General features: G+C 57.0%; 16 protein-coding genes and 1 pseudogene. 8 read left to right on the top strand and 9 right to left on the bottom strand.

Annotation, left to right across the window (positions count from 1 at the left end):
- Window positions 1-7 precede the first annotated feature (7 nt).
- The 5 genes from J3P88_RS12740 to J3P88_RS12720 are packed head-to-tail and all read left to right on the top strand — an operon-like array spanning window position 8 to window position 4,667.
- On the top strand, window positions 8-1,699 hold the full coding sequence (locus J3P88_RS12740; protein ID WP_434575645.1) for an AMP-binding protein: 1,692 nt from the start codon (window positions 8-10) through the stop codon (window positions 1,697-1,699).
- Complete coding sequence (locus J3P88_RS12735) at window positions 1,696-2,610, top strand: alpha/beta hydrolase family protein (protein ID WP_434575644.1); 915 nt, start codon at window positions 1,696-1,698, stop codon at window positions 2,608-2,610. The genes J3P88_RS12740 and J3P88_RS12735 overlap by 4 nt, the downstream gene beginning before the upstream one ends.
- 4 nt (window positions 2,611-2,614) lie before the next feature.
- Window positions 2,615-3,349: a nitroreductase family protein gene (locus tag J3P88_RS12730; protein WP_434575643.1), complete on the top strand. Its 735-nt coding sequence runs from the start codon at window positions 2,615-2,617 to the stop codon at window positions 3,347-3,349.
- A gap of 36 nt (window positions 3,350-3,385) precedes the next feature.
- Window positions 3,386-4,219, top strand: coding sequence for an enoyl-CoA hydratase/isomerase family protein (locus J3P88_RS12725; RefSeq protein ID WP_434575641.1), 834 nt, complete (start codon window positions 3,386-3,388; stop codon window positions 4,217-4,219).
- Window positions 4,220-4,229: 10 nt separating this feature from the next.
- On the top strand, window positions 4,230-4,667 hold the full coding sequence (locus J3P88_RS12720; protein WP_434575639.1) for a hypothetical protein: 438 nt from the start codon (window positions 4,230-4,232) through the stop codon (window positions 4,665-4,667).
- 96 nt (window positions 4,668-4,763) lie between these two features.
- Here the strand turns inward: J3P88_RS12720 and J3P88_RS12715 are convergent, their stop codons facing one another.
- Entirely contained in the window at window positions 4,764-5,681 is a 918-nt protein-coding gene (locus tag J3P88_RS12715) for an NADP-dependent oxidoreductase (RefSeq protein WP_434575638.1), read from the bottom strand.
- The gene (locus tag J3P88_RS12710; protein ID WP_434576425.1) at window positions 5,678-6,862 is read right to left on the bottom strand and encodes an alpha/beta hydrolase; all 1,185 of its coding nucleotides are present in this window, start codon (window positions 6,860-6,862) and stop codon (window positions 5,678-5,680) included. The genes J3P88_RS12715 and J3P88_RS12710 overlap by 4 nt, the downstream gene beginning before the upstream one ends.
- Window positions 6,863-7,301: 439 nt before the next feature.
- Here J3P88_RS12710 and J3P88_RS12705 point away from each other — a divergent pair, with 439 nt between their 5' ends.
- Window positions 7,302-8,027, top strand: coding sequence for a TetR/AcrR family transcriptional regulator (locus J3P88_RS12705; protein WP_434575636.1), 726 nt, complete (start codon window positions 7,302-7,304; stop codon window positions 8,025-8,027).
- A gap of 147 nt (window positions 8,028-8,174) precedes the next feature.
- Here the strand turns inward: J3P88_RS12705 and J3P88_RS12700 are convergent, their stop codons facing one another.
- The 6 genes and pseudogenes from J3P88_RS12700 to J3P88_RS12675 form a co-directional block, all read right to left on the bottom strand.
- Window positions 8,175-8,420, bottom strand: a complete 246-nt coding sequence (locus tag J3P88_RS12700) for a hypothetical protein (protein ID WP_434575635.1) — start codon at window positions 8,418-8,420, stop codon at window positions 8,175-8,177.
- Window positions 8,421-8,726: 306 nt separating this feature from the next.
- Entirely contained in the window at window positions 8,727-9,002 is a 276-nt protein-coding gene (locus J3P88_RS12695; RefSeq protein ID WP_434575633.1) for an RES domain-containing protein, read from the bottom strand.
- 35 nt (window positions 9,003-9,037) lie between these two features.
- Window positions 9,038-9,304 (bottom strand): annotated as a pseudogene (locus tag J3P88_RS12690) (Arm DNA-binding domain-containing protein); the annotation flags it as partial.
- Between the two features lie 572 nt (window positions 9,305-9,876).
- Window positions 9,877-10,206, bottom strand: a complete 330-nt coding sequence (locus tag J3P88_RS12685; RefSeq protein WP_434575632.1) for a hypothetical protein — start codon at window positions 10,204-10,206, stop codon at window positions 9,877-9,879.
- 70 nt (window positions 10,207-10,276) lie between these two features.
- Entirely contained in the window at window positions 10,277-11,002 is a 726-nt protein-coding gene (locus J3P88_RS12680; protein WP_434575630.1) for a ferritin-like domain-containing protein, read from the bottom strand.
- A complete protein-coding gene (locus J3P88_RS12675) occupies window positions 10,999-12,174 on the bottom strand; it encodes a hypothetical protein (RefSeq protein ID WP_434575628.1) in 1,176 nt (391 codons plus the stop codon). The genes J3P88_RS12680 and J3P88_RS12675 overlap by 4 nt, the downstream gene beginning before the upstream one ends.
- 294 nt (window positions 12,175-12,468) lie before the next feature.
- Between J3P88_RS12675 and J3P88_RS12670 the strand changes: the two genes are divergently transcribed.
- Entirely contained in the window at window positions 12,469-13,152 is a 684-nt protein-coding gene (locus J3P88_RS12670; protein WP_434575627.1) for an SOS response-associated peptidase family protein, read from the top strand.
- 381 nt (window positions 13,153-13,533) lie between these two features.
- Window positions 13,534-13,803 carry a DUF6555 family protein gene (locus J3P88_RS12665; RefSeq protein WP_434575625.1) on the top strand — a complete coding sequence of 90 codons (270 nt, stop codon included), beginning with the start codon at window positions 13,534-13,536 and terminating at the stop codon, window positions 13,801-13,803.
- A gap of 445 nt (window positions 13,804-14,248) precedes the next feature.
- Here the strand turns inward: J3P88_RS12665 and J3P88_RS12660 are convergent, their stop codons facing one another.
- A complete protein-coding gene (locus J3P88_RS12660) occupies window positions 14,249-15,571 on the bottom strand; it encodes an APC family permease (protein WP_434575623.1) in 1,323 nt (440 codons plus the stop codon).
- Window positions 15,572-15,607 lie beyond the last annotated feature (36 nt).

The raw sequence follows: 15,607 nt of genomic DNA, 5'->3' as shown, positions 1-15,607 counted from the left end.
ACCGCAGATGAATCGTTCAAATAAAAAAGATAACGAGAAACTGAAGTTAGTCGATAGCGGGCAGAATGGCGGCGAGCTTGCCGACCTCGGGGTCTGCACCATCGACGAGTTGCTCCAACGCGGCGCTATGAAAGCGCCTCGAGCCCCTGCCCTGTCGGCCATGGGCGCCAACGTAAGTTACGAGCAACTACAGAATCTGAGTGCCTCAGTAGCGACCTGGTTGATCAATCAAGGGTTGCAACCGGGCGCCCGGGTTGCCGTCGCTTTGCCAAACATGCTCGCCCATCCTGTGGCGTGCCTGGGAATTATCCGGGCGGGTTTGATCGCCGTCTGCGTAAACCCTTTGTATACACCACAGGAGCTGGCGCAGGTTTTCAAGGACAGTGAGGTCAAAGCTGTATTTCTCTTCGGACCCATGGGCCAGGGAGTCCAGCAGGCCATGCTCAAGGCCGGGGTGAGTCTTGCTGTGCAAGTGGCTCCAGGTGATCAACTAGGCTGGCGACGGACATTGGTCAATTGGGTGGCCCATTGGCGCTTGGGCAGCAAGCTCACCGGCATGGAAGGCGCCATCGACTGGCGCAAGGTCGTAGCCACTCGGGCGACCAAACTCAGTCAACGTGCGCCCATCGCAGCCGAGCAGACAGCCTTCATCATCTATAGCGGCGGCACTACGGGGCAACCCAAAGGTGTACCCATCAGTCATCGGGCTTTGCTGTTCAACGTTGCCCAACAGAATTCGGCTCTGCGCCCGCATCTTTTAGGCAGAGCTGAGCAGGACTACGTGTTACTGCTCGCGGTGCCGCTCTACCACATTCTCGGCCTGGGCAATCTGCTCTTCGCCTTGGCCAAAGGTGGTAAAGCGGTGTTGGTGATGAATCCACGCGATACCACGGCGTTTATCAAAGAATGGTCCCGTCACCGAGTAAGCAGTTTCCCCGGAGTCAACACCCTCTACAACTCGCTCCTGGAGCATGAAAACTTCCGCTCGCAGGACTTCACCGACCTCGCCCTTTGTCTCGGTGCGGGCATGCCAGTCAGCGAGTCCACGGCCAAGCTCTGGCATCGGATCACCGGCTGCCATATCACCGAAGCCTACGGTATGACCGAAACCGGGCTGATCTCCTGCAACCCAGCGGGGCGCTCACGCCCCGGCTCGGTAGGTTTACCCGTAACGGGAATTGAAATTTCCCTACGGGGCGAGGATGAACAAGAAGTCACTATTGGCGCCGGCGAGATATGTGTGCGTAGTCCGGCCATCATGGCCGGTTATTGGCAGCGTCCCGAAGAAAATGCAGCAGTATTCACCCACGATGGTTTCTTCCGCACAGGCGACATCGGCCTCTTCGATCTGGATGGGTATCTGCGCCTGGTTGACCGAAAAAAAGAAATGATTATTTCCTCGGGGCTCAAGGTATTTCCCTCGGAAATCGAGCGGATCTTGAACACTCACCCCGGAGTCCTGGAGTCGGCAGTTGTACCGGCCCCGGACGAAAAGGCGGGGGAAGTACCCATCGCCTATGTCGTACGTCGTCAACCTTACTTGGATGAGGCACTCGTGATCGCACACTGCGAAAAACACTTGGTCAGCTACAAACGCCCCCGCCGCATCATATTTCGGGACGAGTTGCCCAAGAGCAATGTAGGCAAAATTCTGCGCAAGGAACTGGTGGGGATCGAGCAGAAGGAACCTTCCCGATGACATTGCTGGCTTACGCACCCGATTTCTCTATGGCTGATCAATTAACGTTGGTGGCTGACGATGGCTATCGACTAGCGGCTATCCGTTATTCTGCACAGGGGGCGTTAAAGGGCAACCTCATCATGGCGGGGGCGACGGGGGTGCAACAGCGTTTCTACCGCCGCTTCGCCGAGCATGCCAGCAAACAAGGCTTCAACGTCCTGACAATGGATTACCGGGGTATAGGAGCCTCCAAGCCCAAATCACTGAAAGGGTTTGAGATGTCCTACCTGGACTGGGGTTGGCTCGACCTGGCAGCGGCAGTCGAACATATGGATGACGGCATTACGCCGCTTTACTGGGTCGGTCACTCCTTTGGTGGACACGCACTGGGGTTACTACCCAACCATCACCGCATCACGGCTGCCTACTGCTTCGGTACGGGGGCCGGATGGGCCGGTTGGATGCCAAGACTGGAGGCCTTCAAGGTTCGCTTGCTTTGGTCATGCATCCTGCCTTTGATCGTCGCGCACAAAGGCTACATGGCCTGGAGCCTGCTGGGCATGGGCGACGACTTGCCGAAGGGGGTCTACGAAGACTGGCGACGCTGGTGCGCCTACCCCCACTACTTCTTCGACGACCCCGCCATGGCAGCTGTCGCTGATCGCTACGCGCGAGTTCGCACGCCCTGCATGTTTGCCAACGCAGTGGATGATCCGTGGGCACCACCCGTATCACGGGATGCTTTCATCAAGGGCTATCGCAATGCCCCGTTGCGGGTACGCGACCTCCATCCCGAAACAAAAAAACAGCCCATTGGACACATGGGCTATTTCCGTCCATCTGCCGCGCCAGTCTGGGACGAAGTACTCGAATGGCTTGTTGCCCACAAGGCCGAGACGACAAAACAACGCCGTCTGGCCGAGGCTTAGAAAAATGAACGCTTTGGGGTCCCATTCGGAATTTTCAGAATCCGCGACAACATTTCGCTCCCTGGTTGAAAGCCGGCGGGCTGCTCGCCAGTTCGCTGCAGAAGCGGTTCCTGAAGCAATCATTCGAGACTGCCTGGAGCTCGCGGCGTTGGCACCCAGTTCTTGCAACCTGCAACCGTGGTCTTTCCAAGTTGTGCGCGATCCAGCACGTCTTCAACAATTGGAACAGGTATGCCTTGGGCAAAGTGCCGCGAGGGCCCCCTTGATCATCGCGGTGTTGGCACGGCCGGACACTTGGAGTGCGGCCTGTGCTGATGTGCTCAAGTTATGGCCTGAAGCTGCGGTACCCAAGGTGGTTGATCGGTTCTACAAGGAAACGGCTCCTTTCCAGTACAACCAGGGCTGGATGGGCTGGCGGGGGTTTATCAAACGCCAGATGGTCAGGTTGCTCGGCCACAAGCGCCCCGTTATGCGCACCCCCAACAGCCTGACGCAAATGCGACTCTGGGCGGTGAAATCGACAGCGCTGGCGGCACAGAATCTCATGCTCGCCTTTCAAAGCCACGGTTACAGCACCTGTCCCATGGAAGGCTTCGACGAGAAACGCTTGAAGAAGATATTGCCTCTGCCCAAAGAGGCCATTCCCATCATGCTGCTAGCCGTGGGGTTACCGGGAACGCACGCGGTCCGAAATCCCCGATTACGTTTCCCACTTGAGCAAAACGTGACTTGGCTTTGATCAGCAGTTGAAAAAACACCAAGAGGATCACCCGCTATGGCCTTTACGGAAATCGAATACGAAGCACACGGCCCTATAAGGATCATTCGCTTCAACCGCCCGGAAAAGCGCAACTGCATCGGGCCCACCACTCACTTGGAACTGGTGGAAGCCTGGACACAGTTTCGAGACGACCCAAGCGCTCTGGTCGCCATCATTACCGGCACCGGCGACAAGGCATTCTGTGCCGGTGGTGACCTTGAAGCAGGCTTCGACCTGGTGCCCACCAGCCTGAGCGAGATTGCGGCCCATAACCGCGGCGAACGCCCCGGCATCCTCGGGCCCAGCCGTTGGACCGATATTTACAAGCCGGTCATCGCCGCAGTCAACGGGGCAGCCTACGCTGGCGGGCTGGAATGGGCATGCTTCGCCGACATGCGCATTGCCGAAGAACATGCCTCCTTTGGCGTTACGTGTCGACGGTGGAACATCGGGCTCGCCGATGGCGGAAGTCAACGTTTGCCACGCATCGTGGGAATGGGCCGGGCGATGGAACTGATCCTCACGGGCAAAGTTATCACCGCCGCAGAAGCACTGGGCATCGGTCTGGCCAATGAAGTCGTCCCTACAGGACAATCGTTGGCAAGAGCGATGGAGCTAGCCCAATTTCTCTGCACGTTGCCGCAACCTGCCATGCGTGCCGACAAAGAGGCCGCAGTTCGGGGATATGGTCTGCCTTTGGCTGAGGGTCTGCGTATCGAGGCCCAATGTTTCAATCACTCTATTCATCAACCGGAAACCCGCGAAGGGTTACGCCGCTTTCTTGAACGTGATCACCCCGACAGACGAAGGGATGCTCCGGTGAAAACGCCCGGATTGATCAGAGACTGAGGGCTGGGCCATGCGTTTCGAATGGTTGTTGCAATTGCACCTTTTCGCCGTCGCTTTCTGGCTGGGCATCGTAGCGGTCGAGTACCTGCTTGAGCGCATCCGAGCGCAGAGCCGCAATCAGGGTTTCACCGTTGCCCGCCTGCACCGGCAGATTGATCTGTTCTTCGAAATGCCGGCCTTCGTCGTTGTACTTGTCACCGGTCTGTTGCTCATTGAACCGACACGCTTCGATGGCATCTACGCGTTGAAAGTCGTTGCCGGAGGCATCGCTGTCCTCGGCAATATGCTGTGTCTGATACCCGTGTTGAAGCGACGCAGCGCGGCCGAGAAGAATAACTTGCCCGATGTCATTCGCCAGTCTCGCCAGATCGACATCATTTCCGTAACAGCTATTCCCGCAGGGCTGTTGGCACTGGCCTGTGGTGTCTATTTGATGGTGCTTCGCTGATTATCTGCTGGGCGTTATGACGACCATTCCAGGAAGCCCCGCTGCAGATTTCTTTGTGCAGCGGGACCCATCATGCAAAGTCTCTGTCGCCCAGACTCACTGCACGATAATCTTGCCCCTTGCCCGACCTGAAACCAATCGTTCCCAAGCATCATCGAATGCGTCAAACGGCACCACGCGGTCAATCACAACCTCAATGCCCTGTTCGTCTATCGACGAGACCAGCTTATCCAGCTGAGAGGCATACTGCGCCGCATAGAACATGCTTGCCGTCACACCAAAGGATTCAGCCAAGTGAGCGTCTGGTGGCATGGCTGTGGATACAAGTCGCCCGCCCTTGCGCAGCACTTCGAAGGAGCGCTGTTGCGTCTCACCACCGACCAAGTCCAAAACCACATCCACGTTGTGAACGACCGAAGTGAAGTCTACTGATGTGTAATCCAGCACTTCGTCCGCACCGAGACGACGAGCGAGCTCAAGGCCATCCCCCGAAGCCGTGGCAATTACACGAGCGCCTGCCTTCTTCGCAAACTGCACGGCAAAAGTTCCGACTCCACCTGCACCTGCGTGGATCAAAACGGTCTCCCCTGCTTTCAAGCAAGCGGAAGAAAACAAGGAATGCCAGGCTGTAAGCGCCGCGATAGGGATAGCCGCACCTTCAATAGCAGACATGCGTTGCGGCAATGCTACGCAGGCACTCGCGGGCACGGCGGCAAACTCGGCCAGGCCGCCGCACGTGCTGGCATCGGCGCAGGCAATGACCCGATCCCCAACACGCCATTGACTGACTTCGGAGCCCACCTTCTCGATGACGCCGGCAAAATCTGTCCCCAACGTGAGCGGCAGGGAAATGGCGAAGAACTGGGCCGCCACACCTGACACCACCAGTGCATCCAGAGGATTGAGTGCGGTTGCCTGCACCTGCACCAGTACTTGGTCCTTAGCCACAACAGGGGGCGGGATCTGTTCGGCGGCTGGCTTGTCGTTATACGTATGAATACGGATGGCTTTCATGGGTAACTCTCTTGGGAAGAAGGCGTTGATTCAACGTCAGCGTTGATGGGAAGTGCGTCGAGCACGGTTACCAGGACCGAAGCCTGCCAATCGAAATAGGGATTGAAGGTCAAACGGGCATGAACTTTCCCTTCCTCGCGATACCCCCAATCCGAGTACCAGGTCAGCGCACCTTGTTCGCAAGCTCGGGTGGCGTTGGATGGCTGCCCGTTTGAACAAATACGTAAAATGCCCCGCTCGCCATACAGCGGGTTGCCAGGGGCGAACAGCAGGCCCATGTGTGAGAACTGGCTGATCCGCAAAAGCGGCAAGTAATCTTTGCGTACCAAGACGCGTCCGCGGTCGTACACACCCAGCGTCTCTTCGCCGTACCAGACCAACCGACTGGCAGGATGTGTGAAGCGGAACTGGAACATCTCAAGTAGATAGTTCGTATCGAGCACTGAGTCGTGCTGCGCAACGGCCATGAATACTGGCTTATCGTAAAAGCGCTCATTCAAACGTCGCTGAGCCTTAAGGCTGCTGTTATGGAATTGCGCAAACCCATTGGTGGGCATGTTGAGATAACGAACGCTGTTTTGCATCGGACGCTGCCCATCGGGGGACACGATCCAGGGACGTACCCAAGCAGTCAACGGGGCCAGCCACCCCCACCGACTGGAAGCACGGAAAGCGGGTGAGAACAGCACTAAGCCAGCTATTTGAGGATTGTCGTAGGCGTAGTCGAGCACTAAGTTGGCCCCTGTGGAAAAGCCACCCAGGTACACATGCTCGACATCGCGGCGAAGCACTTGCGCTTGCTCATGCACCACGCGCTGCCACTGTTTGAGATCAACTTGAAGCAAGTCCTCGGGGCGAGTCCCATGCCCTGGCAAGAGTACGGTGCGTACCAAAAAGCCTTGGGCTGCAAGCACAGGCGCCAGATCGTGAAACGACCATGGGGAATCGCCAAGGCCATGAACAAGCAGGATGCCTTTGCTTGGCCGGACGCCTGCGGGGGGGTGCCACTCCCCTGGGGAGTTCCATCGCAACTCTTTCAGCGGCTCATGCGTTTGAAAGTTGCGCTGTGAGCGCAATTGCGCTCGGGTTTCGAGTTGATAGGTAGCAAAATCCGCCGGGCTGCCCACCCTTCCCTCGCCCAAAGTATTGGTCCCGACCAGGCTCAAGCACAGCAACACCATAAGAGAACGAAGCCAGTGTGAAGTGGCTTTGTGTTCGAAGGAGTATCGGAGAGTCGCGTTACTCTGCGCTTTGTTGCACGGACCATACCGAGGACGATCTCGTCGACTCTCGGCTGCCCAAATGGCGCGCCACAAGTCGACGACACGGACCATGAAGTCGTCCCTCAAAATGATCTGGAAGCCTCGCTCTAAAAAAGGCTCCGCTATCACCACCGTCTGGCCCTGGGTTCGCTGCACGCCTTTCGCGGAGCGGTGAGCATCAAGCACCTCCACCGATTCTGCAGACATAACTCCAGCCTTTTTAACTTGGTACGGCACAGTACCATACCAAAAAATAAAAGAAAGCACCCGCGCAAACACACCCTGCGTACGAGCCTCAGGGCCTTGCATTTTCCAAGCGTTTAACGTCGCCTGCAGCGTTTCTGGGGGATAGCCTGGCGTGGTACTGTTCCAGACCCTTTATGAACGAAGTGCGCGCTCCATGTTGGCTCCACAGAAAACCCCAGCCCACCGAACGATTAAGGGGGCCCAGAGAGTACAAGAACTGATCGCTGTAGCAGCGGAACAGTTTTTGGAGAACGGATTCGACGCCGTGGCTGTCGATAACCTCATTGCTCGCGTCGGCGGTTCGCGTCGCAATGTTTATGACTATTTCGGTGGTAAAGAAGGGCTATTCAAGGCTGCGATGCTGCACGTATCCACAGAAATGGCGAAGCCGCTGGATGAACTCACAATCGAAGGACTCGAGCCAGAGGACGTATTACCTGCTTTCGGTCGTCAGTTGGTGCGCACTGCGCTATCGCCTCAAACGCTCGCTGTACATAGACTGCTTACCAACGAAGGCCGTCGATTCCCGGAAGTTGCCCAAGCGATGCTTGCGGCCAGCTATCTGAAGATTCTGGACAAGCTAGCGGTGTGGATCGCAGCACATCAGGCGAGCCCTGCAAGCAGGCTCAATCCAGATATCTCGCCCGCTGTTCTGGCAGAGCAGTTCATGAGCATGACATCTAGCGATGTGAAGTTGCGGGCGATTGTCGGTTTAGTGCAGCCCCCGTTATCGGATACAGCAATCGACAAAATTGTCACTAACGCAGTTAATATCTTTCTCTATGGAGCGACTGCGCGATCGACGCCACCTTGCAGCTCCGGCGACCCAAGCGAGTAGGCTAGTGTCACGACAACTGCGGTAGTACGTCACCAAAGTTTCAGCTGACAGATTGGCAACATAAATCCGCTGTGTCGCGGAGGCGCAGCGCTTTTATTGTGCTTTGCCTGATCGGCTAGAACTAACACCTCAACCGAGAAACGGTCGTCAGCATCGTCGCACCTTGATAATTCCGCCCGAAGCTACCTTATGCTTGGGCTTGGACACTCGAATAACCTTGTGCAGACCATCGGCCGTTGTTTCAACGAGCATGCCATTGATGACTTCCATCACACTGAGTCCGGCCGCCAGCGCATTGATATATGCTGTATTGACCGCGCCTTTCGCCATCGCTGGAATTTTTTCTTCCAGGCGGCTTATCAGTGCATCACTCAAAGGTTGGTTGGCGTTCATGACGAGCTCCGCACCTAGGCCGGCACGGAGCCAGCCATCATGTTATTGCTGCGCTCTGGGACAAGCACCGTTCGTTCCTGGGATGCATACGAAACCTCTTGATCGTTGAGCCCGTACGAAAACTAACGCGAATGCAAGCCCGCCGTCTTCAGCAAGATCGTATGACTGATGAATGACAATTCCGACCTCAGAGAGCGGACTCCAGGGCCACTATTCGGTCATTTTGGCTCAGTTTTCCCGCGATGATAACGACCCCGATCCGCTCTGCCAGGTTGAGCACCGTGTCGAACACAGCCGAGTCCCCGGTCAAGCTGCGTGACGCCCCCGTGGGTGGAGCGCCCCCTCAGGAATCCGATCACCGAAGAGCACTATCGCACGTGCCGAATCATCTTGTCGCGATATCCAAGACAGCCCTTGGGCGTCTGGACACTGACGATGGATTGCCTCTGCCCATTTGCGCGTCGCAGGATAGTGTTCTTTCTCAGTGTCGATCAGTTGTTTGCGTGTAATGCCCGGAGCACGGTGCCGTCGACCAGCAGCGATAGAGGACTGAGGACCTGCAGCACATCGACGCTGAAACAATGCTCAGTGCTCCAGCGGGCCAACAGTTTGGCATTGCGCTCAAGCCGTCGCTGATCGCGGGGATCGATACCCTTTGCGACCTGCGCCCTGGCGATATCACGCAGAGCGCGAGCATCGCGCAGACGTATTTCGGGATAAGTACCGAGCGAAATACGGGGCTGCTTGCCCGCCCAAGAAAAGCGGAAGTGCCAGCTCTTGGTGCCGTTCGTATTCACGAAAAGCGCAAGGCCATCAAAGTCAGGGAGGGTATAGTTTTTGGCGCGAGGTTTAGCGTGCCGGACCGTCGTATTGGTAAGGACCATTGTACTAACTCCACTCATAGGATGAAGGAGTGTTGTAAAGTATTCAGAGTGCCCAGCAGCTCTAAAAACTGACTTACCAAGCGTCGAATTGATGTACTAAATAATGTACTAAATAATCGTGGCTATTGATGTATCAGAATGGATTTTACTGGAACAAAAAAAAGAGGCCGAAGCCTCTTTTTTTGGGTTCCTACATACTTCAATGGAAGCCTATAGAAAAATAATTGGAGCGGGAAACGAGACTCGCATCTGATGTCCGACCCATTGAAATCTAAGGGGTTTCCTTTCTTGCCGAAGCAGGAAAAGACTCAATTCTGGACTTGTTTTTGGGGAGTATCAAGGCCAAGAGGAGTGATGCCGGGCTGCGCCAACTCATGCGACCCATAGCCAATAGGACGGGTGCCTTGGCTCTGGACAATCATCCTGTCAAATGATCCAGAACCCATCGGCGAAATCCGGCTAGCTCGGAGGTCACGATTGCATCGTCCGCGCCGCGAATGCCATGCATATCAGCAGTTACATTTGCGCCTGATTGGCGCCCACGACGCCCCCTCACACCGAGCCTTAGCCGCTCACTTTTTCATACGTTGAACGAGCATAGACGACCCTACGCATTCCTTTCGCTCTCCCGTCCCTCCCTTCCCAAGCAGGCACAACGAGGCTAGGTTGAGACAATCGCGCTGATTGCGCGCCAGCATTTCCACCGTCAGTTGATAAGCCTGGTCGGCCGCATCCTTGAGCAGTTGCCAATCCTCCAGGCTGATAAATTGTTGCAACACCAACTCATCGGCGCGCCGAATCAGCGTGTTGCGATAATCCTCGGGAAAGTCCAGGCGATACGCATCGTCCTCGAGCAAAAGCCGCCAGGCTTTCACTTCCATCTCAAGGTCGGTCTCACTCATGGGCTGTTGTCCTTTTAAAGTTCGAACCGGCGGTCCACCCCAGACGGGGTGGAGCTAGGTGGAAGCAAGCTCAGCTTACTTGCGCGAGCAGATCTAGCCTGATGAAGTTGCGCACCGTGGCCAGGTGCGTTTCCTCCTGTTCCAGGGCATGGCCGAAGCGCTTGGCGATCAGCGGGTGACCGCCCTTCTTCGCCAGTTCGATCAGCAACTCCCAAGCCGCGTTGTCTTCCAGTTCGATGGTCAGGATCGCGCTCATGGATTGGGACACGGTCGTGCGTGGGTCGGTCAGTACCTGCAGCACGCCCATCGCCTTGACGCCCGCCACGTCCGCGCAAGGCGTCATGGCCGTCGGGTCGCCGCCGAGGGTTTCGATGGCTTCGCGCACGATGTTCATGTGCTCGAGTTCCTCGGCCTGGATCTGCCGAAAGGTCTCGACCAACGCCGGATCGGCGCCGGGGGCGGAAGTCGCCTTGGCGACCATCGCTTCATACAACCGCACGCCGGTGCGTTCGAAGGCCAGGCGTTCGCCGAGCTTGTCCAGCAGCACTTCCGGCGCCTTGCCGATGGTTTTGTCCAGTGCGGTCTTGACCATACCTTTGACCGAACCCGGTGCCGGTACCGAGCCGATCAGGTCGGCCTCGCGAATGGCGCGCTCGCGCTCTGCGGTGTAGTCGCTCATGTCGCCCGGCACGTCCGCCGGAAACAGGCGGGTGGCTTCCAGTTGGCGAGTAGTGTCTTCGGGAGACATCTGGGCGCCGGTACGATTCATGCCGATGATCACTTGACGTTCGCTCATTGCTGTTCTCCCACTGGGTTGAGTTCGGTGCCGGGCTTGAAGGTGTAGCCCGCGGAGACGATGTTGGCAGGCACGCCTTCGCTGTTGAGCTGGGCGCGGTAGTCGAGGGACGCGTGGCCTTCGCGCTCCTTGGGCACGTAGTCGATGCCGTGGGCGCGCAGGTCCACTTCGCGGGACAGCGTCTCACGGACAAAATCACGCTGGCTCTTGAACTCGATCATGCGCGGCAACTGACCGCTGAGCACTTCGGCGGGGTCGCGTCGCTCGTACTTCTTGAACAGTTCGCAGGCCAGGTTCAAGTGCCCCAGTTCGTAGTCGACGAAGCGTTCCCACATTGCCTTGATCCGTGGGTTTTCTTCCTGCTCGGCGCAGCTGGCGTAGGTGTAGACCTCCATGGCCTCATGCACCAGCCACTTCTCCATGAAGGTTTCGCTGGGGTCCTGCAATGAGCCATATTGAGTGACATGCTGCTCTTCCACCGAGGCGATCTCGGCATACAACGCGCGCGCCACCGGGTCGGCAAACAATGGGCCGATGTTCATGTAGTAATCGTGGGTCTGGTATTCCGCGCCGGTGATCAGCGCCGCATGGATCTTGGTGATCAGCGCGGCGTTCTCCTTCTTATAGTTGTCGCGCAGGTCATCGCCGGGGGCACGGTGGTGCTCGCTGGTGGGCCGGCCGGGCACGATGTCCGTGTAGCCTTGCAGGATGTTGTTGGCGTCTTTGCCTTCCAATCGATCAAGCATGGCCGAATAACGGTAGAGGTGGTCGAAATCTTCCAGCAGGCCAAAACGATAGGTCTGCACCTGATAAGGATCGGGCTCGTTCTGAGCGACGGCGGCCGTCACTTCGATGGCGACCTGTTCGTAGGCCACGGTAGTTTCAAGAGGCGAATGATCAGCCGACAGCAGCCAGTTTATCGCGGTCATCTGATGCTGCTCGGCACGCCTTACCTGGGCCAGGGGCAGTTGCAATTCCTTGTGGAAACGCGCGCCGAAATGCTTGAGCCGCAGCGCGTCGGATTCGACGCCGTTCATTAGGATCACCCGCACCCGCGTGAACGCATCGTCATCCAGTTTGCTGATGGGTTTGCCGGCCAGGTCACGCCAGGTGAACGTCTGCTTGTCCAGCGGCGTCCCTTTGTTATCCAGCAGGTTGTCGATTTTGGTCATGGGTCATTTCTCCTTCGTCAGAAGCCTCGCGATACGCCGTCGATGCAACAGCAGCGGGGACAAAACGAACGACCTTCGGAAATTGCGCGGCTCTCCGTGCAGACGATGAGCGGTCGCATAAGCGGATGAAACGCCGCTTGATTTTCCGCTCATCCGGTGACGATAAGGATTTTCGAACCAAGCTTTGGCGCGCCGGCTCGGAGCTACATAACACCGCCGCAACCGACCGAAGACGACTCGTTTTTTTCGGCTTCAACGGCGGGTTGTAGTCCATATCAGCCTGGAGTTTTCGCGATGTGTGAATGTTTCGTTCAGCCTGTTTCTTCCAAGGATTCCCTGGCGTTCTTTGCCCAGCGCGAGCCCTTCAGTGCCAACTCATCAAGCTTGTCCGCCGACAGTCTTCATGCCGCGGCGGCGCCCGCGCTGCATCAGCGACAAAGCGTGATCAAGCCGAACATGCAGGTCAGCGCCATACGCAACCGTGGCGGGCGGCTGGAGTGCATCAAGGTGCGCTGGGGGTGGTCGCCCGTCTGGTCGATGGGCACGATGCCGCCGCTGACCCACCTGCCCTTGCACCTGGTGATGCGTTCCAAAGTCTTTGACCGGGTCAAGCGCGACGGCAGAGTCTTGATAGCGGTCGATGGTTGGTATGAAACGTTAGAACCTGACGTGGCTGTACCGTCCCGCCGCCTCAGCTACACGACCTCCCGCCAGTCGTCACCGATATTCCTTGCGGCCCTAGCCCAGGCCAGTGAAACGCCAAATGGTTGCGATGGCCTTGCCCTAGTGACCTACGGCGAGATCGTCAGCGAGCAGCAAAGAGTGCTGGCCTTTACCCGCGAAGATGCGTTGGTATGGCTCCAGCCCGACTTACAATGGGGGCAAGCGCAGCAGATCGCCATGCATATGGCGATTGCCGAACCGCAGCTTGAACACTTATTGACAACTGAGCGACGGGTCCTAGGAAGGCGAGGATGACCGCTATATGGTGTTGGAAACATCTCTATAAGGAAGGACTTTTATCCGAAATTTTTTACAAATTTCTGACGGTCCGCTGCATCGCGTTCGAGCCGTCGTCACATACCGCAACCGCCACCGCAACAATTCTGGAACGCAGGAAAAAGGCACCGCCGTCGGCAGCCCTAGCAATCCATTGCCGCTCCGGCCACGGAATCAACGATGACTCAATTTTCCGTTGGCTACCGCGCCGACCATCAATAGCTTTGCCGGGATTGTATGCCTGTTATTCATCGCCAAAGCTGATTAGGTATGCACCTCGGCGCCTACGTCCAGCCTCGTCAGATGGATTGAATTAAAAGCCTCCAAGTACTCAGTAACTCCTCACCGGGAGGAATAACGATGCCCTCAGCCACGTTGTACATAATCGATTACGAAATACATGGAGTGCCGAAGTCTTTCATCATTCGCTTAGACATCATGAATAACGCTGAGGCATGGCATTGGGCGAGTTGCGATGCGGGCGTGGGCCGGATTCCGAAGTTCGGTCGAGAAAAGGTCAGGCGTGTCAGCAAACCCCTCGCGGAGCGTTTAGGCATTTCCAATGTTCGCTGGCGCTTGTCGGGCGCAGAACCTTTCAAGCCCGCCGCCTACGTCCCACCAAGGTATTAGCTCCTTCATGAAGAGGGTGGTCCTTAAGCTGATTCGCGACCGCCCTCCACCATAAAGCGTGTGGTATCTGAAGGACCTTCTGACTCCTTTGTCGACGCAACGGAAGGGGGATACCGAAGGATTGCGGCCGCATAAATGGTCGATGCTGAGCGGCCTCATGACGATGATCTGCCATGATGATCCGAGTCTCGTATTACATCATTCAGAGCTAAGGGTCTCTGACTTAGCGCTGCATACAAAACACTGTTTAATTGTCAGCATCGTCTCGATGCGGGCAGAAGCACTTCCCCTACCCGCCCAAGCCCCTAAACAAATGCTTGAGCTACTCGATTGGTGCTTTTTCAAGTTAACGAACTCAGCGAGTCAGGCAGGAAGAGTACTCCTCCTGGTCCCCAAAACAGGCGGTCCACTCAAAATCTACGCTTTAATCGTGCCATTTGCTCGGCTAGTTAAGCTTAACAACGGTAGGCACGGTAAGCCGGGTAAACACATACAGCAGCACACCCACTAAAACAAGTGCCCCGCCTCGCAGCCAAGTGCCCATGTTTTGCTGACTCAGCAATACGAGGCAAGACAGGATCGCCAGCCAGGGTACCCAGGTGGGAACCTGAAAATGTTCCTCTGCAACCTTGTCCTTGCGTAACACCAGCACGGCCATGTTGGTGCTAAGGAACACGAACAATAAAAGCAGCACCACGGTTTGCGCCAAGGTCGCCAACGTTCCTGTCAGCGTCAGTGCGATGGCGACGAGCGTCGTTGCAATAATCGCCGCCCACGGTGTGCGCCTATGCGGCAGGACCCGTCCCAGGACATCTGGCAACAGCCCCAGATTTGCCATCCCATAGGTGAGTCGACTGGCCATGATCATGGTCAGCAGCGCTCCGTTGGCCACCGCGATGAGCGCGATAAAGGCGAACAGGCGCGGCGAAACGTCGAGCCCGGAAGCCCGAACCACTTCGAGTAATGGGGCCGATGTGGCGAGCAGTTTCTCCGTTGGCAACACTGAGGACGCGGCGACCCCAACGGCCATGTAAACCACCCCTGCGGTAATCAGCGCCGCGAACAAGGCCCGTGGGTATACCTTGCGGACATCCTTGATTTCTTCCGCGAGATTGGCGGACGTCTCAAAACCCACGAACGAATAGAACGCCAGCAACGCCGCGCCCAACACCGCCAGTATTGGACTGACCCCAGGCTTGAACTCCAGCGCCCTTGCCAGTTCAGCTTCGCCAGAACTGAAAAAGTAACCCGCAGCAACGATGACCAACATCAGCCCTGACAGCTCGATCACGGTCATCAGCAGATTCGCCCCCAGCGACTCCTTGATCCCTCGCGCATTCAAGAGGGCAATGACCAGCAGGAAGGCCAGCGCAGCAACGTGGGGTGTTACCTGGATGAATGCGCCAAGATAATCCCCCGCGAAGGCCAGAGAGAGACCGGCGGCGCTGGTCACCGCCGCGGCGAGCATGCAAAAACCGACCAGGAACGATATCAGCGGTGACTTGAAAGCCTTTTCGGCAAACACCGACGCCGCGCCCGCGTGAGGATATTTCGAGACAAGTTCGGCGTACGATCCTGCCGTCAGCATGGCGAAAAACAACGCGATCAACAACGGCACCCAGATCGCCCCGCCTACCTCTCCGGCGATGGTACCCGCCAGCGCATAAACGCCAGCGCCCAGTACATCGCCAAGGATGAACAGAAACAGCATCGGCCCGGTGACGGCGCGGCGCAAAGAGGGCTTGGGTTGTGACGGGTTTATTGTCATTTGAGGCTCTGCCAGGGGATTTTTTCGCAAGATTCA

The organism is Pseudomonas sp. Z3-6 (assembly GCF_051131985.1).
GTDB classification, from domain to species: Bacteria; Pseudomonadota; Gammaproteobacteria; order Pseudomonadales; family Pseudomonadaceae; genus Aquipseudomonas; species Aquipseudomonas zanjanensis.
The sequence above is the reverse complement of the archived record's forward strand: the minus strand, read 5'-3'. Positions and strand labels throughout refer to the sequence as shown.